This is a genomic window from Sphingopyxis macrogoltabida (assembly GCF_001314325.1).
Classification (GTDB): Bacteria; Pseudomonadota; Alphaproteobacteria; order Sphingomonadales; family Sphingomonadaceae; genus Sphingopyxis; species Sphingopyxis macrogoltabida.
In genome coordinates, this window is the sequence record NZ_CP009429.1 from 2,339,513 (window position 1) to 2,358,395 (window position 18,883).

14 protein-coding genes are annotated in these 18,883 nt (G+C 65.3%); 6 read left to right on the forward strand and 8 right to left on the reverse strand.

Going from position 1 to position 18,883, the window contains the following annotated elements:
- Positions 1-7: 7 nt before the first annotated feature.
- The 3 genes from LH19_RS11770 to LH19_RS11780 form a co-directional block, all read right to left on the reverse strand.
- The gene (locus LH19_RS11770; RefSeq protein ID WP_054728114.1) at positions 8-1,414 is read right to left on the reverse strand and encodes a M14 family zinc carboxypeptidase; all 1,407 of its coding nucleotides are present in this window, start codon (positions 1,412-1,414) and stop codon (positions 8-10) included.
- Positions 1,415-1,426: 12 nt separating this feature from the next.
- Entirely contained in the window at positions 1,427-3,724 is a 2,298-nt protein-coding gene (locus LH19_RS11775; RefSeq protein WP_054728116.1) for a TonB-dependent receptor, read from the reverse strand.
- Positions 3,725-3,800: 76 nt separating this feature from the next.
- On the reverse strand, positions 3,801-4,388 hold the full coding sequence (locus LH19_RS11780) for a TetR/AcrR family transcriptional regulator (RefSeq protein ID WP_054728117.1): 588 nt from the start codon (positions 4,386-4,388) through the stop codon (positions 3,801-3,803).
- Between the two features lie 122 nt (positions 4,389-4,510).
- On the opposite strand from LH19_RS11780, the gene LH19_RS11785 reads away from it, so the two are divergent.
- Positions 4,511-5,812, forward strand: a complete 1,302-nt coding sequence (locus LH19_RS11785; RefSeq protein WP_054728119.1) for an MFS transporter — start codon at positions 4,511-4,513, stop codon at positions 5,810-5,812.
- Here the strand turns inward: LH19_RS11785 and LH19_RS11790 are convergent.
- A complete protein-coding gene (locus LH19_RS11790) occupies positions 5,753-6,682 on the reverse strand; it encodes an oxygenase MpaB family protein (RefSeq protein ID WP_054728121.1) in 930 nt (309 codons plus the stop codon). The genes LH19_RS11785 and LH19_RS11790 overlap by 60 nt on opposite strands.
- Positions 6,683-6,708: 26 nt before the next feature.
- Entirely contained in the window at positions 6,709-9,159 is a 2,451-nt protein-coding gene (locus LH19_RS11795; protein ID WP_054728123.1) for a TonB-dependent receptor, read from the reverse strand.
- A 140-nt stretch (positions 9,160-9,299) separates the two neighbouring features.
- On the opposite strand from LH19_RS11795, the gene LH19_RS11800 reads away from it, so the two are divergent.
- Complete coding sequence (locus LH19_RS11800) at positions 9,300-10,049, forward strand: helix-turn-helix transcriptional regulator (protein WP_054728126.1); 750 nt, start codon at positions 9,300-9,302, stop codon at positions 10,047-10,049.
- 48 nt (positions 10,050-10,097) lie between these two features.
- On the forward strand, positions 10,098-11,228 hold the full coding sequence (locus tag LH19_RS11805) for an acyl-CoA dehydrogenase family protein (protein WP_054728128.1): 1,131 nt from the start codon (positions 10,098-10,100) through the stop codon (positions 11,226-11,228).
- On the opposite strand, the gene LH19_RS11810 is transcribed toward LH19_RS11805, so the two are convergent.
- Positions 11,225-12,250: an acyl-CoA dehydrogenase family protein gene (locus LH19_RS11810; protein ID WP_054728130.1), complete on the reverse strand. Its 1,026-nt coding sequence runs from the start codon at positions 12,248-12,250 to the stop codon at positions 11,225-11,227. The genes LH19_RS11805 and LH19_RS11810 overlap by 4 nt on opposite strands.
- Positions 12,251-12,478: 228 nt before the next feature.
- Between LH19_RS11810 and LH19_RS11815 the strand changes: the two genes are divergently transcribed.
- From LH19_RS11815 to LH19_RS11825, 3 genes are all read left to right on the forward strand, one after another.
- Positions 12,479-13,195 carry a GntR family transcriptional regulator gene (locus LH19_RS11815; protein WP_054728131.1) on the forward strand — a complete coding sequence of 239 codons (717 nt, stop codon included), beginning with the start codon at positions 12,479-12,481 and terminating at the stop codon, positions 13,193-13,195.
- Positions 13,196-13,288: 93 nt separating this feature from the next.
- On the forward strand, positions 13,289-14,212 hold the full coding sequence (gene lhpI, locus LH19_RS11820; RefSeq protein ID WP_205626796.1) for a bifunctional Delta(1)-pyrroline-2-carboxylate/Delta(1)-piperideine-2-carboxylate reductase: 924 nt from the start codon (positions 13,289-13,291) through the stop codon (positions 14,210-14,212).
- Positions 14,202-15,440 carry an NAD(P)/FAD-dependent oxidoreductase gene (locus tag LH19_RS11825; protein WP_054728136.1) on the forward strand — a complete coding sequence of 413 codons (1,239 nt, stop codon included), beginning with the start codon at positions 14,202-14,204 and terminating at the stop codon, positions 15,438-15,440. Before lhpI ends, LH19_RS11825 begins: the two co-directional genes overlap by 11 nt.
- Before the next feature lie 4 nt (positions 15,441-15,444).
- Here LH19_RS11825 and LH19_RS11830 read toward each other — a convergent pair whose 3' ends face one another.
- Together LH19_RS11830 and LH19_RS11835 are read right to left on the reverse strand one after the other, a co-directional pair.
- Positions 15,445-16,401, reverse strand: a complete 957-nt coding sequence (locus LH19_RS11830) for an MBL fold metallo-hydrolase (RefSeq protein ID WP_054728139.1) — start codon at positions 16,399-16,401, stop codon at positions 15,445-15,447.
- A 517-nt stretch (positions 16,402-16,918) separates the two neighbouring features.
- Positions 16,919-18,790 carry a TonB-dependent receptor gene (locus tag LH19_RS11835; RefSeq protein ID WP_054728141.1) on the reverse strand — a complete coding sequence of 624 codons (1,872 nt, stop codon included), beginning with the start codon at positions 18,788-18,790 and terminating at the stop codon, positions 16,919-16,921.
- Between the last annotated feature and the right edge of the window lie 93 nt (positions 18,791-18,883).

Below are 18,883 nucleotides of genomic sequence, written 5' to 3' on the forward strand. Positions count from 1 at the left end.
ACGATGGCTATCCGGCTTGCCGGGCCGACAGGATGATCGATTGTATCTGGAGCGCGATAGAGCGGGCGACCGGTACCGGCCGCAGCGACGACCGGCGCAGATATTCGCCGATATAGCCGGCGGTGAGTGCCTCTGCGGCCGCAGCCAAAGCATGTTCGCCCAGTCGCCGGGCCAGCCGCGCAAGCATGGCGGGTGCGCGCATCTGGGTCGTTCCGGGTTCAAGCTGCACAAGGTCGGCAAGACTCTCGCGCCGCTTCGTTTCGGCGGTTCTAAATTGCGCCTCGGCGGCCGCAAGCTGTGAGTCGGAAAGCGCGGCCGCTTCGCGCAGCGCAAGCATCAACGCCTGACTTTCGCTGTCTGGAGGATCGCGGGCAAGCAAAGGAGCCGCCCGATCGAGCAGCCGGGCATTTTTGCGAAGCTGGTCCAGTTGCATGCGCACGACGTCGGCCTCGCTGCAGGACGAGGGCCGGCTGCTGAACTGGCGACTATCTTCCCATAGCGGCACTTCGCAGATCATGCAGAAACTGCCGTAAGTCTGTGCCGCAAATTCGGTACTGGAGCGCCCTGCCCCCCAGAATTGCCGCAAATCCTTGCCCGCGCGTCCCGCTTCGGCGAGGTACGGCTCGACCTCGAACGCCGAAAAGACGCCCGGCGCGAAGCTTTTGATCGTCGCATCGGGTTCGCCCAGCCGGTTGAGCGCGATACCGAAGCGTTTCGTCTGCCGCGACAACTGGCGCGCGAGTCCGGGCCGGTTTTCGCTGAGGATATAGAAGGCGCCGCCGGTGTCGCTGCCGTGCAGCGACGACTGGAAGTCGGGCCGGGCGATTGCGAGCGCGCGCTGCCAGCAGAGATTTTCGGGCGTTGCAGCCTCGAAACGGTAGCCGGGCATATCGAGCGGAAAGGCATATTCGGGCTGGCGCGCGAAAGCGGGGCGGAAAAAATGCCGCATATAATTGGCGATCGTCGCAGGGCCCTGCAGCCAGCCGGCGTTGAGGTCGAGCCCATCGGGATCGATGGCGGGGATGAAGTGCCAGCGATAACCCGACCGCTCACGAAACTGCGGGTCGCGCGCAAGCCGGCGAACAAGCTCTACGACCGTCAGGCAGCCGATCGGCTCGTTCGGATGCGGCGCCCCGACGATCAGCGCCGATCGCTCCCCCGTGCCGATGCTGATCATCTCGATCGGCTTGCCGTTCGCACTCTGCCCCAGATGCTCGACCTGCGCCGCCTTACCCAGCGCATCGATCGCGGGCTGGATCATCCGGCGCAGCGCGGCGCTGTCGGGAAAGTCGAACATCGGCTCGCGCGTCCATCCCCGCATGGGGATACCGGCGCCGGTCATCGCAAGGCCCGCCGCAAGCAGGGTGCGACGACCGACGCCAAAAGGCCGGCCCGGATCGATATCTGCCACCATCGGTCGGACCGGCTAGAAGCTCGACCGCACCCTGACCCCGATGGTGCGCGGGTTCCCGACCGACCAGGTCCGGCCGTCCGAACCGAAATAACGCGTCTGATTTGCGCCATAGATGGGGAGTTCGTTGGTTAGATTATCGCCAAACAGCAGGACTTCCCATCCGTCGCGCGCAACGCCGATCTGCGCGTTGACGAGCGTGTAATCGGGAAGCCGCGTTGCGGCGTCCGGCGGCGACCCGGGCAGGCCGAACTCGGTCTGCCGCTTGTCGGTGAAGGACAGGTCGCTGCGCACCACAAGGTCCCAGTCGCCGAAGACGGCGGCACGATAATCCTGCTGGATCGAGAAGCTCCACGCGGGGACGAACTGCAATTGCTCGCCCGCATCGCCGCCGCTGAACGGATCGCCTTCGTCGAGGCGCGAGTCGGTGTAGCCGACGCCGAAGGTGAAGTTCAGGGCGCGGCTGGGGCTCATCCGGGCTTCCAGTTCGAAGCCCTGCGTCGTGGCGCGTCCCGCATTGACGTCGAAGATGCTGGCGCAGGTCGGCAGCACGAGGCTCTGCTGGATGTCGCGATATTTGATCTTGAAGCCGGTCAGGCTGGCGGAGAAGCGGCCATCGCGGCTCGCCTTGCGCACCCCGGCCTCATAGCTGTCGAGCTTTTCGGGCCGGGTGAACGGCGGAATGGTCGCCGGATCGATGCCCAGTTCGGCGAAATCGGGATCGCATACCGGGCCCGGCAGTGCGCGGCCGACACCGGGGCGGAACCCCCCGGCATAGCGCGCATAGGCAAAGAAGGTCGGCGTCAGCTTGTACGATGCGCTCGCCGAGAACAATGTACCGCTGTCCTTCGCCGTCGCATCAACGCCGACGGGGAAAAGCGCCCCTGGGGTATCGACGATCCGGCGGGGATTCTTGCGGTCATATACCCGGACGCCGCCCTTGATTTCACCCTTCTCGTCCGCGAACTGCCAGCGCAGATTGGCGAAGCCCGCGATTTCGGTGACCCGCTCCTTGCCGGTGTAACCCGCATCGACGAGGGAATCGGGATCGCCGCCATAGAGGCCCTCCGAATATTCGGGAATCGGCGCATCGAAGCCCAGCCGCTGGAAACTGTCGGTTATGCTGCGCAGATAGAAAGCTCCGGCGAGGAGCTGGACGGGAAAGTCCCAGTCCGAACTGAAGCGCAGCTCCTGACTGAACTGACGGAGGTGGGTGCGGTTGATGAACGGCGACAGCAGCGCCGTGTTCGGATTGTCGACGAAGGGACCGTTCACATCGGGATCGAAGCCGGGGTAGGCGAAGCCGGTGATCGCGGGATCGAGATTGTAGATGTCGCGCTGATCGAGGCGCCGGCGGATCTTCTGGTCGACATAACCGGTCGCCGAAGTGATCGTGCCCGCGCCGACGTCGAGGTCGAGCGTCAGATTGCCGATCCACGACCGGTCGGCCGCGCGTTCGGGAAAGAAACGGCTGGTAAGCAGCGTATCGGGCGACCCGTCCGGCAAGCGCTCGTTCCGGTCGGATTCGTTGAAGGCGCCGTTAGTGCGGCTGTTGAACAGGACCGAGGCGCGGATTTCCAGTGTGTCCGACGGCGTCCATCCCGCAGCGATCCGGCCGGTAAACCGTTCGACCTCGTTGACATTCTTGCGGCGGTCGCCGGTCACCGGATCGATATTGTCGATGAAGCCGCCGCGGCGATCGTAAACCGCGCTCATCCGCACCGCGGCATCGGTGCCGAGCGGCAGGTTGATCAGGGCCGCGGCGCCATAGTTCGCCGATCCGCCCGAGACGTCGGCGACGCTGGCTTCGGCCCGCGCATGGATTTCCGACGGATCGGGGCGGACCTCGACGTAGCGGATCAGCCCGCCCGCCGCCGAGGCGCCGTAAAGGTCGCCCTGCGGCCCCTTGAGCACCTCGACCCGTTCGAGATCGTAAAGCTGCGGGTCGACCGAATTGGGGATCAGGATATCGTCGAGATAGGTAACGACGGTCGGCTGCGTGCCCCCCGACGGCGCAACACCGCGAAGCAGGATATTGCGGTCGCCAAGCCCCGTTTCGGGCGCGATCGACAGCGACGGCACCAGCCGGGCGACATCGTCGAGCGAGCGCAGTCCGCGGTCTTCGAGATTCTGGCCGCCAATCGCCTGCACGCTCGCTGCAATCGTGCGCAGCGGCTCGGCGCGCTTCTGCGCCGTGACGACGATTTCGCCCGGTTGATCCGTGTCGTCACTTGTCTGAGCGGCGGCCGGAGCCGCCTGTCCGATCGCCAGCAGCGCCGTGCCTGCATACAGCCAAGACCCATGTTGCCCCACGACTCGTCCCTCCCTGTCATTGACAATAAAGACTGACTAGTCGGTTTTTATTTTATTGCAAGCGGTCGGTCGATCGTCACCCCGGCGCCCGGACGAGCCCCGCGAGCGTGATGGCGAGCCCGCGGCGCGCTTCCCTGTCCTTGTTGGCCGTTTCGTAGACATGGAGCGACAGCCGCCCCGAGGCGTAGGTATAGAGCATCGATGCCGCCTCGACCGGCGTGACCGCGTCGACCATCTCGATCTTTCCGTCGGCAAGAAGCTCTCCGATGACTTCGCTGAGGCGGCGCTCGCACCGCTCCGAATTCGCGATGAGCGCCTGCTTGATCGCATCGTTCGACGCGCCGATCGTGACTGCTTCCACCTCCAGCCGGCTGTCGACATCGCTGAGGCCGCGCAGCATGAGGTCGAAAAACATCTCTTCGAATTCGGCGAGGGTCGATGCCGCGATGGCGTCGTATACCGCGCCGCGCCGTGCCAGCAATTCGAGCATGACGGCGTCCTTGCTTTCGAAATGCGTGTAAAAAGCGCCCTTGCTGATACCCGCTTCGGCGCAAATGGCATCGACCGAGGAGCCCCCGAAGCCCTGTTTGGCAAACTGCCGTATCGCGGCATCGACGATATGCTCGCGCCGCTGCCGCATCGCCTGTTGATTGAGTTTCGGCATATTTTCCCCGGCCGCAATGTTCGAGGCGCCCGCGTCGGCCGTCCTCCGATTGCGTCGGTATAAAGAACCGACTAGTCGGTCACAATGCCATACCGCGCCCGTTTCGATCGGTAGCCGACCGCATGATCTCGTTCCGCACGGCAGGCAGCGGAGGCGGTGCCCCATATGCGTCCGCAAAACTCGCCCTGCTGTGCGCCATCCTCGGTTCGGCATGGGCTGCGCGTTCGATATTCAATCCCCTGCTCGACCTTGCCAAGGCCGACCTCGCGATCAGCGATATGCATGTCGGGCTCGTGCAGGGCATCGCGCTGTCGCTGCCCGCCGCCCTGCTGTCGATTCCGGTCGGACGGATGATCGATACGCGAAACCGCGTGCTGCTGCTCGTCGGATTGGCCGCGGCGACGATGCTAGGGTCGGTCGCAACCGCGCTCGCTTCGTCCTTCACCGATCTTTTCGTCTATCGGGGCCTGACCGGCCTCGGGATCATGGAGGAAGCGGTGGTGCTGTCGCTCGCCGCCGATCTTTTCCAGCCGGAACGCCGCGGCCGCGTTACCGCGCTCATCATCCTTGCCGAATATTTCGGCAACGCGCTCGGCTTTGTCTTTGCCGGATGGCTGCTGCCGGCCGCCTCGTTCATGCCCCTCTTCACCGGCGCCAGCGAATGGCGAATGGCGCCATTGCTGTTCGGACTGGCGGGACTGCTGCTGGCGCTTCCGCTGCTCTGGATGCAGGAACCGCCGCGCCGCGAAACGATGCCCGGCACCGGCGCCGCCAGCCTGGCAAAGGGCTTCGTGGCGCTCAACGCTTTCGGCCGCCTGCTCTGGCCCCTGCTCGTCGCGCAGGTCGCGACAATCATGGCGGGCAATATGGCTTCGGTGTGGGCCGTTCCGGTTCTGGCGCGCGATTTCGGGTTGGGCGAAGCGGAGAGCGGCCAACTGGTGGCGGCAATCCTTCTCGTCCCGCCGCTGCTCGGCGCGCTGGCCGCCGGCATCCTTGCCGACCGCGGCCGCGGCCGCGGCGGCGCGATGGTAATCGCCGCGGCAGCATCGCTGCTTGCGTTGCCCGGCGCAGCATTTCCCGTGATGGATTCGGTGCATGTGTCGGCTGCGCTGCTGGCCTTGCTGGTGGCGGGTCAGACCGCAGCATTGCTTGGCGCAAGTGCGATAAGCATCCTCGTGCTCCCGAACGACATTCGCGGCCTGTGGTTCGGGATCAGCGGGGTGATGACGATGGTCTTCGGATTTGCCCTCGCTCCCTCGCTGGCGCCCTGGCTCGCAGCAGGAACGGGCGGGGAGCTGTCGTCGGCGCTCGCATGGATTCTCTTGCTTTGCGGCATCTGCGCGGCGACCGGTTTCACATTGGCGCTACGGCAGGATGCTGCCGAGGGTGCCGACGGCCGCGGGCCTTTTTCCTCGCAGCGCTAATATTTCCTTCTGCGCAGCTTGAGATCTGAAAAGAAAATCATGCGGCAGGCCGAGGCGCACGCTCGCCCGGCATGGCGGCGACGCGCGATCGACGCGCCGGTCGGCAAGGCGCCCCGCGGCTCGCAACAACATGAGATCGAGCCGCGTGAGGTCATATTGCGGGCCGAGTTCGAGCTTGCGGCGGATATGTGCCGGCAGCAGCGACACCGAGGCGCGTGCAATCGCGCGATGCAAAAAGCGCGGCACGCCCGGCGCCGCCCGCCCCGACTGGATGATATCGAGAAATTCGAAGAGGATGGGATGCGGTTCGAAGCGCGGTTCGAGATCGGCCATCATCGCCATGAAGCCATCGACACTCGCAGGCGTATGCCGCGCGCCGAACTCGCGGCCGATGACTTCGGAATCGCGCATGAAGCGGTCCTTGTCAGCGTCGGCGAGCCGGTGGACGAACCGGTCATAGGCCATCAGGAAACCGTAGGAGGCGGTCGCCGCCACCCAGTCGAGCAGCACCGGATCGAGCGCGCGATATTTTTCGCCGGCCGGCGTCTCGCCCTTCACCTTGCCGTGCATGCGGTTGACCTTGCCGATCACATCCTTCGCGACACTCGCGGGGCCGTAGCAGGCGAGCATCGCGACGAGGCCGGTGCGGCGCGACCGGCCGATCGGGTCGGCCTTGTAGGTCGAATGATCCCAAACCCCCGACCGGATGCGCGGCTCGGCGAACTCGAGCAGCACCGCGGCGATCCCGCCGACGCCGAGCGCGATAGGGTTCTTGTAGACGCGCCACTGGACGCTGTCGGGCGCAAGCAGGGCCGGCTCGCCGGCCGGAGAGGCGAAGTCGATTATCGTGCCCAGATAATTGTCCTGCATCCTGCTTGCACCCTGGCCGGTTCGGCTCAGAAATCGAAGCCCAGCGTCAGACCATAGGTCCGAGGCGGGTTCGGGAAGCGTACCACGACGTTCGCGTTGCTGGCGACCGCCGACCAGTAATAGCTGTTGAACAGATTCTTCGCCCACAGCGACACCGACCAGCCGCTTTCGCTCTTTACGCCGAGGCTGGCGTTGACGGTGCCATAGGCCTTGACCTTGTAGAGATCGAGATCCTCGAAGATCGTGTTCGACTTGCTCTGGTAGCGCGCGCTGACCGCGCCGGTCAGGTTGAGCGTATCGCTGACCGGCGTGTCATAGGCGAGCGTCAGGCTGCCCTGGAATTCGGGGCTGTAGATGAATTCGGCGCCGTCGAAATTCTCCGGCTGACCCGCCGCGTTGGTGCCGTTGTAATCGTCGATCCGCGTTTTCAGCCACAGCGCGTTGGCGGACAGCGTCAGGCCGGTCGCGGGGCGGACGGTGAGTTCGCCCTCGACGCCATAGGCTTTCGACTTCGGCACATTGTCGAGCCGCGACAGCGCCGTGTAGATCGGATCAGCGAAATAGGTGCTGATCTGCTTGTCGGCATAGTCATAATAGAAGGCCGAAAGATTGGCCTGCACCGCGCGGTCGGCGAGCGTCGCTTTCAGGCCGATTTCATATGCCGTCAGCTTTTCCTGCGTCACCGGCGCATTCTGACGCGCAAGATTTGCCGCGTTGATCGGCGTCGTCCCCGATTTGTAGCCGCGCGACACCGACGCATAGACCAGCGTATCGCTGTTCGGCGACCAGTTGAGCGCGCCGCGCCATGCGACATTATTCTCGTCGAGGACCGAACGCACTTCGCCGAAGGTACCGGTCACCGGATCGAAGGTGTTGCATTGCCCCTCGGTGATCTGGGGCGCGAGTACGCCATAGGTCTGGAGATAGAGCGCGCGGTTCACGACGTTGACGTTGGGCAGCATGTTGCCGTTAAAGTCGCGCGAACAGCCGTTATAGTGCTGCTTGTCCTCGGTATAGCGAACCCCCGCGGTCAGCTTGAACTGGTCCGAAAGCTCCCAGTCGGCGTTGGCGAAGATGCTCCATGTCTTGGTGCGGATGCGGCCGAAATCCTCGTAGGTCCGGAAAGCCTGGCTGAGCTCTGCCAGCGTATAGCCCCCCGAGTTGAAGATCGGGCTCGCGAGCAAGGGCGCGCCCGCGGCGCGGATCAGCCCGACATTGGCGTTCTGGCCCAGCATCGTCCGGTTCGAGTCGATGATCCGGTCGTTGGCGTAATAGGCGCCGACGAGCCAGGTCGCGGGGCCGCTTTCGCCTTCGATATGAACATCCTGCGCAAAGCTCTTGATCCGGCCGACGGTGTTCTGGAGCAGGATTTCGAACGGCGCGCCGCTCCAGTCGGAGAGCGCGTTGCGCTTGAAATCATTGTAGCTGGTGAGCGAAACGAGCTTCATCGTGTCGCCGAGATCCTGATCCCAGCGCAGCTTCAGCCCCCAGAAACGATTGTCTTCGGCGAGCGGGCCGTCGAGCCCGAGCCCGGTGCCGATATCGGCCGAGCGCTGCGCATAGGGCGCCCAGTCGGCCTGCGTTGCCTTGGTCGGAAAATTATTCGCCAGATAATCGGCGAGCCCCGGCGCGTTGAAGAAGCGCGAATTGCTGGTTCCCGTTGCCGGGTTGGTGGCGGGGGTAAAGCCGATCCCCTGCCCGACGACGGTGTCGGACTTGTTCCGCCACCAGGTCACCGAGAGGTCGAAATGCGTGCCCGGGGCGGGATCGATCGCCAGCGAACCGCGGATGCCGAGCTTGTCGATCTTGCCCTGCCGCTCGCCGCGGCTGTTGCTGACCTGCCAGCCCTTGTCGCTGTTTTCGCTGCGGAACGCGATCCGCGCCGCAATCCCCTCGCCGAGCGGGCCCGAGATATGGCCGCCGATATTCCAGGTCTGATAATTGCCGAGGTCGGCCTTGATGCTGCCCTCGAAGCTGTCGGTCGGTTTTCCGGTAATGAAATTGATCAGGCCGGCGGTCGTGTTGCGGCCATAGAGCGTGCCCTGCGGCCCTTTCAGCACCTCGACCCGCTCGAGATCCATCACCGGACCGGTGTTCATGATCGGATAGGCGTAAGCGACTTCGTCCACATAAGTCCCGACCGTCGAAGTCGACGACAGGTTGATCGTGTTGAAGCCGATCCCGCGCAGCGTATAGGTGGGGACGCCCTGATAGCTTTGCGACACGGTAAAGCTCGGCGCGACCGCGGTCAGGTCGCGCACATCAGTGACGCGCAAGGCTTCGAGCGTGTCGCCGTCGACCGCCTGGATCGCCATGCCGACGTCGTTGATCGATTCCGCGCGGCGCTGCGCCGTGACGATAATCTCGCCCTCTGCCGATGCGGCGTCGGCGCCATCGGCGGCCGCTTCGGCTGCGAAAACGGGCGCGGCGAGCGCGATGCTGGTGCCCGCGAGCAGGAAAAACCGGATTGCCTTCATCTTACATCCTCCCTCAAACGGCTTGCCGCTGCATTCATCTTCGTGCGAACGTTGCGTGGCCGGACGATGCGAGAGGACAAAAATAAGGCCGCACGGACAAGCTGGCATCCGTGGCAGGATGGGGTGGAGGACAGGATCGCGTGACCGACTACCGAACGCAAAGCTGGAATGCGATGCCGGCGCTGATTGCCGCGGTTCAGGCTGCGGGCGATGCGATCGGCCTACCCTTCATTGCCGCGCAGGCCGATCTGGGCGACCCCGAACCGATGGGCGATGCCGAAGGACGCCCCTATGCCGAAACGAGCTTTCGCTGGATCGATCCCGACCATGCCTATTGGCGCGACCGCAAGTTGGCGCTGCACATCGCCTTCCTCACCGCGGCACGGCTCGTCGCCGAGCCCTTCTTCTATAGCAAGGGGCGCCTGCACACCTGGCGGCCGACCGGGCTGCTCGACGCGGTCGATTGTGAGCAGGCGAAGAACACGCCCAATTTCGGCGAGGCGATCGTCGCCCCGGTGCATTTGCCGCGCGGACTCGTCGGCGCGGTCTTCTGGTGCTCGCGCGAACCGGTCGGAGTCGAGGCGCTGTTCGGCAAACATGCCGGCGACCTGCACAATCTGGCGCTGAAGCTGGTCGCGACGCACAATGAGGCGCGCGGGCGCCCGCGCAACGCGACGGTGCCGCAGACGCTGACGCGGCGGGAGGTCCAGTGCCTGCGCTGGGCCGCGGCGGGCAAGACCGATGGCGAAATCGGGATCATCCTGTCGCTGTCGGTGTCGACGGTGCGCTTTCACCTCCGCAACGCGGCGACGAAGCTCGGCGCAACCGGGCGCGCGCAGTCGATCCAGCTCGCGGCCGGGCTCGGCTTCGTCGGCGCGCGCGCCGCCTGACGCAGGTGCCAGCTTGGCCTCGCTCCCGCGCCCCTCGATAAGCCGCGCATGGACATGCTGAACGATCCGGCGCTCACGGCTTTTCGGGGCGAGGTACGCGCCTTTCTCGACACCCGCCTCCCCCCTGAACTGCGCGACGCCGCGTGGCGCGCGACGAGCGTCTTCATCGACCCCGCGGTCACCCTGCCCTGGCAGCGTATATTGAACGCTCGCGGCTGGGCGGCGCCCGACTGGCCGGCCGAGTTCGGCGGCCCCGGCTGGGACGAGATGCAGCGCTATGTCTTCGCTGCCGAATGCGCGCGCGCCGGCGCACCGGGGCTCGCACCGATGGGGCTCAAGATGGTCGCCCCGGTGATCATGCATTATGGCACGCCCGAACAGCGCGCCCATTATCTGCCGCGCATCCTGTCGGGCGAGGATTATTGGTGCCAGGGCTTTTCGGAGCCGGGCGCGGGGTCCGATCTTGCCGCACTGCAATTGCGCGCGGTGCCCGACGGCGACGATTATGTGCTGAACGGATCGAAAATCTGGACCACCCACGCGCATTTCGCGAACCGTATGTTCGCGCTCGTCCGCACCTCGAACGAAGGCAGGCCGCAGGCGGGGATCAGCTTCCTGCTTCTCGACATGGCGACGCCGGGGATCACGGTCGAGCCGATCCGCACGCTGGCCGGCGACCATGAATTCAACCAGGTCTTTTTCGACGACGTCCGCGTACCGCAGGCGAACCGGCTGGGCGGCGAAAATGAAGGCTGGTCGGTCGCAAAGCATCTGCTGACCTTCGAACGCGGCGGCAAATATGCGCCGGCGTTGATCGCGCGGCTCGAACGGCTGCGCGCGCAGCAAAGCACCGACCCGCTCCTGCGCGCACGCCTCGAACGCGAAGTCGTCGGACTGCAAGCGCTGCAGGCGCTCGAACTCAAGGCGATGCGTGGGATCGGCGGCAGCCCGGCGCTCTATGCGTCGGCACTGAAAATCCTCGGCACCGAGGCTGCACAGCGTATCGACGTGCTGGCGTGCGACATCGCCGGCTACGCCGCCTGGGCCGACGCCGACGGGCAGACGCCCGCCGAACTGGCGGTTGCGGTACCGCGCTACCTCAACGACCGCGCCGCGAGCATCTATGCCGGCTCGAACGAAATCCAGCGCGACCTGATCGCCCGACTGATGCTCGGTTAAGCCTCTGCCAAGCGTGCCGGATGGCCCGCCCGCGCGCCCATTGCCGCCGCGATTGCGAGCGCGCGCTTGAAATGGGCGCCGAGCGGCAAATCCTCGGTCAGGCCCATGGCACCGTGTATTTGCACCGCCCCCTCACCCACTATGCGCACCGCATCGGCGATTTCGACACATGCAGACCGGACAATCGACGCGCGATCGAAACGATCCTCTTCGACCGCCGCGATCGCCGCTTCGACAAGTGCGGTTGCCTTCATCGCTGCCAACTGCATATCGACGAGGCGGTGGCGCAGCACCTGAAACGATCCGATCGCGGTCCCGAACTGTTTGCGCTGCCCCAGATAATCGACGCTTTGCGCAATCATCCGCTGCATCAGGCCGACAGCCTCGGCGCAGCGACCGGCGAGGATCAGATCGTCTGCATAATCGGCGAGCGCGCGGGCATTGGCTCCGGCGGCGAGGCGTTCGGCATCGCCGGGTTTGAGCGCGAAGCAAAGATCGGCAGACACGCTGCCGTCATGCATGATGCGATGGCGCTGCTCGACCTTCGCGGGGTCGGCCGTGACGAGCAGCAGCGCGTTGCCGTCGGCGAACAGGAACAGGTCGGCCTCGGCCGCACCTGCCACCAGCAAGGCGGCGCCGCGGAGCGCCCCGTCGCCGCCGACCGCCGGCATCGAGAGCGTCGTCGCCGGACAGACGGCGGCGGCACGAAGCGCGCCCGATGCCAGTCCCGGCAGCGTGGCGTGATCGGGCGCGACGCGCGCGAGCAACGCCGTCGCGGCGACATGCGACAGCCAGTCGGCACCCGCCAAGGTCGGCCCCAATTCCGCCATAACGAGCGCGATGTCAGTCGGCCCGCCGCCGAAGCCGCCCGCCGCCTCGGGCACGGCGAGACCCGCAAGGCCGAGCGTATCGGCCAGATCGCGCCATGACGGCCGCTCCTCGTCGGCCAGAAAGCGCTGCACGCTGGCGCGCAGCAATCGCTGCGTCTCGCGAAGCGGAAGGTCGAGCAGGGGCATATCCATTCACTCCGCAGCCAAGGGAATAAGCGCCCTGGCCTCTTGCGTTCCTTGTTGTGCGGATTTCGACGGCCCGTCCAGCTAACGCCTGTATCAGTCTGCGCCGTTCGTGGCGGAACCCCGTCTCCCCGAACGCACTATCGGCTCGATTTCCCCGCGGCCCGCTTTTTATCCAATTGCGCCAAAAGACCCATATGCTTATCATGAGCGGACAAGCTCAGGCGGGGAAAATTGGTGAAAAAGCCGGAAAAGAGGCAGCCGAAAATCGTCAGCCGCGTCAAGATCGCGGATTCGGTCACCGACGAAATCCGCCAACTCATCCTCTCGGGCGAGATCGCCGACGGATCCCCCTTGCGGCAGGACGCACTCGCCGAGCAGATGGGGACCAGCCGGATCCCGGTCCGCGAGGCGCTTTCGCGGCTCGAAAGCGAAGGCCTTGTCGCCAGCTTTCCGCATAAGGGATATGTCGTCACCGGCCTGTCCCGCAGCGATATCGAAGAACTTTTCGATTTGCGCACCATGCTCGAACCCGATCTCATCCGCCACGCCATTCCCAAAATGACCGAGGAGGATCTGGCGGCGGCGACGGCGATACTGGAGGAGTATGACGCCGCCCTGCTGACCGGCGACGTCGACACATGGGGCGATCTCAACCGGCAATTCCATATGGCACTCTATGCGCCGTCCGGCCGGGCGAAGACGCTCGATATCGTCCGCGGCCTGCTCGTCAACGCCGACCGTTATACGCGGCTGGTTCTGACGGTCGGCTACGGGATCGACAAGGCACAGGAAGATCATGGCGGCCTGCTGGATCTGTGCCGGCGCGGACTGATCAATCAGGCGGTGGCACTGACCCGCGATCATATCGAGCGCACCGGCGCCGACTTGCTCGAAATGCTCGATGCCCGCGACCGGGAAACGACGGGCGAGCCCGCTCCCGCAACCGCCTGAAGCGCGCCATAAAAAGATGTTGGATTTTTTATCCAATCATCATAACATCACCCCGCTATGGGAGATGAAGTGCTAGGGCATGGAGCGATGCGGATGATCGGCGCCGGCGAGATCGTCGGAGCGCTGCCGTTTGCGGCGCTGGTCGATCATCTGGCCGTAGCGCTGCTACAGCCCGCGGCCGCGCCCCTGCGCCTTGGCGTATCGCGCGGCACGGGCCGCGAATTGCTTGTCATGCCGGCAATGTCCGACCGTTATGCCGGGGTGAAGGTGCTGACGGTCACGGCGAATAACGGATCGAACGGGCTGCCGGTGATCGGCGGGCTGTTCATCTTCATCGACGCCCGCACCGGCGAGACGCTCGCGATCATGGATGCCGAAGAACTGACCGCGCGCCGCACCGCGGCGGTCTCGGCGCTGGCGGCGCGCGCGCTCGCGAAACCCGACGCGCGGCGGCTGCTCCTTCTGGGAACCGGGCATCTCGCGCCCTATCTCGCCGAGGCCCATGCGACCGTCCGGCCTGTCGATACGATCGAGGTCTGGGGCCGTTCGCCCGACAACGCGGCGCGGACCGCATCGGAAGTCGCGCGGCGGCTGCCGGAAGCCAAAGTGACGATCGCCAACGACCTCGCGGCCGCCGCACGGTGCGCCGACATCATTTCGGCGGCGACGCGTTCCACCGAGCCGCTGATCCGCGGCGAATGGGTCGCGCCGGGCACCCACGTCGATCTCGTCGGCGGCTATCGCCCCGACATGCGCGAGATCGACGACGAAGGCGTTCGCCAGTCGGCGATCTACGTCGATACGATCGATGGCGCCCTGGCCGAGGCCGGCGATCTTCGCACCCCCCTGGACAATGGGGTGATCGGGCCCGACGCGATACGCGGCGATATCAGGGTCCTCGCCACGCATCCGCTTTCGCTGCCCGACGGCACCCGCACGCTGTTCAAGTCGGTCGGAACCGCGCTTGCCGATCTCGCCGCCGCCGAACTGGTCTGGGAGAAGCTCGGTGACGGATAGCTCGACCTTCGTCGTCGGTGCGGGCATCGTGGGGCTGGCGACAGCAATCGAAGCACAACGCCGCGGCGACCGGGTGACGCTGTTCGACGAAGCCGATCCGGGCATGGGCTGCTCTTTCGGCAACGCCGGGATCATTGCGGCGTCGGAAATCTTTCCGCTGATCACGCCCGGACGCATCGCCAGCCTGCCGCGCATGCTGATGGCCCGCGATGCGCCTGCGGTCGTCCGCGCATCATCGCTACCGCACCTCCTGCCGTGGATGGCACGCGCGGCAACGACGCTGTCTGCGGGACGGCAAGACAGAAATACGGGCGCGATCGCCGCACTCAACAATCGCTCGGTCGCGGCATGGCGCGACCTGCTGGGTCACTGCGGCCGGCCGGACCGGTTGCGCGAAAAGGGCATGATCCGGTTGATCCGCGATCCGCGCGACCGGGCCGAGCTCGAAGACGTCGGCGCGCGCCTCGCGCGTCACGGGCTACCGTCGCGCCTGCTCGGCCGGGAAGAGCTGCTGGCGCTCGAACCGGCGCTGGGCAAGGCGGCGGTCGGCGGCCTGCTCCACGAAAGCGACGCCGACATCGGCGAGCCGCTCGCGCTCAGCCGGACGTTGCTGGCGCATTTTCACGCCGCCGGCGGAACGCTGATACGGCAACGCGCCATGGCGATCGGGTCGGGCGAAACATTCGCCGAACTGATCACCGACGCGAGGAGCCACTCCGCCGACCGGATCATGATCACGGCAGGCCTCGCATCGGATGCGCTGCTGCGGCCGCTCGGCGCGACCGTCCCCTTGCAGGCCGAGCGCGGTTATCATCTCGCTCTACCCGGCCTCGGCCGCCTTCTCGACCGGCCAGTCACCTTCCAGCGCGAATCCTGCGTGGCGACGCCGATGGGCGATACGCTCCGGCTGGCCGGAACGGTCGAGTTCGCCGACGTGGGCGCGCGGCCCGACTGGCGGCGGGCGCATTCTCTCGCAGCCTATGCCGGCCGCTACTTCGACGATTTTCATCCCGCACCGGATGCCGAAGTCTGGATGGGAAGCCGCCCGTCGCTGCCCGACTCGCTCCCCGCCATCGGCCGCCTCGCCGCGATGCCGCGGATCGGCTATGCGTTCGGGCACCAGCATCTGGGCATCACGCAGGCGGCGGTTTCGGCAAAGCTGCTCTGCGGCATCATGGCCGACGACGCGCCGTTCGATCCCGCGCCTTACGACCTCGCCCGCTTCTGACGCGTCAGGAGCCGATCCACGACAGCGTCGTCCCGATATCCATCTGGTCGTTGACGCGGTAGCGTCTGGGGAAGAAACCGGTCGCCTCCAGCGTCCCGGCATCGATCCGGCCCAGCGCGCGATCGAGGTCCGCGAGATCCTTCATGGTCAGCCAGGGCGCGGCATAGCCTTCGTTCCGGCGACAGCAATGCGCTGCCCACAGCCGGGTTTCGGGTGGTAGTTCCTTCAACAGCCGCTGCGCCGTTTGCCGGTAGTCGGCCCGGTTCGCGCCGGGCAGGAAAGCGTAAAGCATCGTCGGATAGATGAAATCGCCGGTGAACAGCCGGCCCCCGACCGCATCGTAGAGCGATACCGATTGCGGTGTATGCCCGGGCGTCGACAGCAGGCGCAGCGTCCGCCCGCCAAGATCGATGGTCGCGCCGGGCTTGATCCATTCGGCCACCTCGAACGCCGGCGTCTTAAGACCGTCGAACATACCGAGGAACTGATAACGGCCGGGGCTGAAACGGTTTCCGGCGACGTCGGCGCGGGTCGACGGCAGGTCGACGATCGCAACACGGTCGCCCGCGCCGATGCCCGCGAGATGATCATAGTGCAGATGCGACGGCAATATGGTCACCGGCCGGTCGGTCAGGCCCTTGACCACTGGGTGCATGTCGCGCGTGCCCGAGCCCGCGTCGAACAGCAGCGCGCGCTTATCGCCGACGATCAGATAGGAATAATTCGCCTGATAATAGCGCGGCTCGCCGATCGCATAAACGCCCTCACCCAATTCCTCGACCGCGAAATAGTCGTCCGCCATCCCGCCCTTGGCGATCCTGACGGGGTCGGGCGACATCGCCGTCACCGGGTCGTTCAGCAGCGGCCAGCTTTCGACGTAGAGATAGGGTGCGAACCGCGCGGCCGCGACACCCGCGAAGGCCAACACCGCCAGCGACACTAGGAGACCGCGACGCTTCATTCATTCCCCCAGCAAGAAAAGGCCCCGCCCTTACGGGCGAGGCCTATCGGATCAGAAGCTCTTCGTGAAGCGCAGGCCGACCCGCCGCGGCGGCGCGACCGAGGTCGAGAAGCGGCGGAAATAGACGGTATTGCCGCCGGCATTGACCACATTCTGGTTATAGAGCGCCGAATCGCGGACACCGACCTCTGCATATTCGTTGAAGATATTGTCGGCATAGAGCGTGACCGAATAGCCATCGTCCTTGTTGACGAGGCCGATCCGCGCGTAGCTGATCGAATAGGACGGCAAGGTCAGGCTCCCGCCGCGTCCCCCGGTCGTGGTGAGGACATTGCCCGAGAAGGTCGTGCTCCACCCCATATCGAGATCGAGCGCGTTGCTGACCGGCGTCGTATAGGACAGCGACACGCTACCGCGGTGCTTGGCCGATCCGGGCAGGCGGTCGCCCTTCTGGCCGTCGATGTAGACGGTATCGAAGCCCGGCGGTGCGATGGTGGCGATCAGGTCGGGCGACAGTTCATCGAGCTGCGCGTCGGTATAGGCATAGCTGCCCCGCAGGCGCAGCCCCTCGGCGAGCCGCGCATCGAGGCTGAGTTCGAGGCCCTTGCTCGACGCGCCATTGCCGTTGACGGTGATGCCGACCTGCCCGATCTGCGTCGACGAGCGGACCTGCACATCCGATTTCGTAATTGGTCGTCGTATCGGGCGTATAGGCGAGTTCGTTCGGCTGGCCGCATACGAAGACATCGACAGGCAGCGGCGTCGGGCATGGCGATATGCCGTTCGAATTGCCGCCGCGATACCCTTGGCTGATCGTCAGATAGCCGAGCACGTCGGGCGAGAATTTATACGACATGTTGAACTTGCCGAGCACGCCGTCGTCCTTCTGGCCGCCCGGGGTCGCCGGGAAGAACACCGGACCCGAAGGCGGAACCGGCCCGAAGGCGAACTGGGCCGAGGTGACGAGGTCATATTTATAATAGCGGCCGCCGACGGTGACGTTGAGCGCATCGGTCACATCATAGGAAAGCTCGCCGAAAACGGCATATTCCTCGCGCTTGCGCAGGTCGAGCGAGATATAGTCGCGCAGGTCGCCGACATAGAATCCGGGGATCAACTCGGCATAGTCGATGCGCTGCTTATATTTGTTGTAGAAACCGCCGACCGTCCAGTTGAACGGGCCGTCGCCGCTCGAAACGAGGCGCAGTTCCTGATTGATCCGTTCTTCCTTGACGCGTTCGTCGGTGTAATCGACGAGCGGATCGAAATTTTCGTATCCAAAACCGAGCTGGATCGCGAGGTCGGTCTGATCGCGCTGCGCCCGCGAACGATAGTCCGAATAGCTCGACGCCGAGGTCAGGGTCGCGAAACCGAGGTCGAAACTCGCCTCCAGCGCCACCAGCTGGTTGTCGCGCTTCGACGGTTCCTCGACCCGCAGCGCCGATTCATATTTGCCGACGGTGACGGGCAAATTGGTGAGACGCGCCGACGACGACTGGCGGCCGCCGCTGTCCTGGAACTGGAAATAATAGGTGAGATTCAGATCGACGGCCGCCGATGGCTGCCAGCGCGCCGCGACGCGGCCCGACCAGGCATCCTCATAGTTCACATCCTTGACGCGCCGGAAATTCGCCGCGCGTTCGGCGGGCGTGGCCAGCGCATTCGGCAGCGACACCCCCGGGGTCTGCACGACGAAAGGCTGATCGATGAAACCCGAATCCTCGAGCCGGTCGAGCGACGCGCGGATCGCGAACGTCGGCGCGATGGGGATATTGATCGTCGCCCCGGCATCGAAGCTCGCCGAACCTGCGGCGTCATATTTATAGACGTCGCCCCGCACATCGAGGGAGAAGGCGTCGAATTGCGGGCGGCGCGGAATATAGCGGATTGCGCCCCCCAGCGTACCGGCACCGTACAGCGTGCCCTGCGGCCCGAGCAGCACTTCGATCCGCTCCATATCGTTGAGCTTCAGCTCGACGAAAACCGGCGTTTCGCCGAGGTAGGTCGCCACCGTGCCGCCACCGTCGTTCGCCACGTCATTATTGCCCAGCGGTTCGGCGTTGAGCCCGCGCACGATGATCTGGCTCGCGCCGCGCGAGCCCTGATCGATGATGGTGATCCCGGGCACCGCGCGCGTCGCTTCGGAGATCGAGCTCAACCCCTCGCGCTCGAGCTGGTCGCCCGTTACCGCGGCAATGTTGATCGGCGTATCCTGAACCGTGGTCTCGCGCCGCGTCGCGGTAACGACGATCTCGTCCGTATCTTCGGCGGCGGCGCCCTGCGCCATGGCTTCGGCCGGTGCCAGCACCGACAACAGGACGCCGGCGGCGGCGCTCCCCATCAGTCCGATCCGGACGGTGCGGCAGTTCGTGGTGCGCAGTCTTGACATGACAATCCCCCAATGGCTAACAGTCGATCTGCATTTAGGACATTTTATCCAATTTTGAAATGAAAAAATTCCTCCGCCGGATTTTTGGCGGTG

Excerpts from the sequence above, each read along its gene's own strand:
- LH19_RS11770 (WP_054728114.1), bottom strand. The coding sequence starts at position 1,414 with ATGGTGGCAGATATCGATCCGGGCCGGCCTTTTGGCGTCGGTCGTCGC.
- LH19_RS11780 (WP_054728117.1), bottom strand. The coding sequence starts at position 4,388 with ATGCCGAAACTCAATCAACAGGCGATGCGGCAGCGGCGCGAGCATATC.
- LH19_RS11785 (WP_054728119.1), top strand. The coding sequence starts at position 4,511 with ATGATCTCGTTCCGCACGGCAGGCAGCGGAGGCGGTGCCCCATATGCG.
- LH19_RS11790 (WP_054728121.1), bottom strand. The coding sequence starts at position 6,682 with ATGCAGGACAATTATCTGGGCACGATAATCGACTTCGCCTCTCCGGCC.
- LH19_RS11795 (WP_054728123.1), bottom strand. The coding sequence starts at position 9,159 with ATGAAGGCAATCCGGTTTTTCCTGCTCGCGGGCACCAGCATCGCGCTC.
- LH19_RS11805 (WP_054728128.1), top strand. The coding sequence starts at position 10,098 with ATGGACATGCTGAACGATCCGGCGCTCACGGCTTTTCGGGGCGAGGTA.
- LH19_RS11810 (WP_054728130.1), bottom strand. The coding sequence starts at position 12,250 with ATGGATATGCCCCTGCTCGACCTTCCGCTTCGCGAGACGCAGCGATTG.
- lhpI (WP_205626796.1), top strand. The coding sequence starts at position 13,289 with ATGATCGGCGCCGGCGAGATCGTCGGAGCGCTGCCGTTTGCGGCGCTG.
- LH19_RS11830 (WP_054728139.1), bottom strand. The coding sequence starts at position 16,401 with ATGAAGCGTCGCGGTCTCCTAGTGTCGCTGGCGGTGTTGGCCTTCGCG.
- LH19_RS11835 (WP_054728141.1), bottom strand. The coding sequence starts at position 18,790 with ATGTCAAGACTGCGCACCACGAACTGCCGCACCGTCCGGATCGGACTG.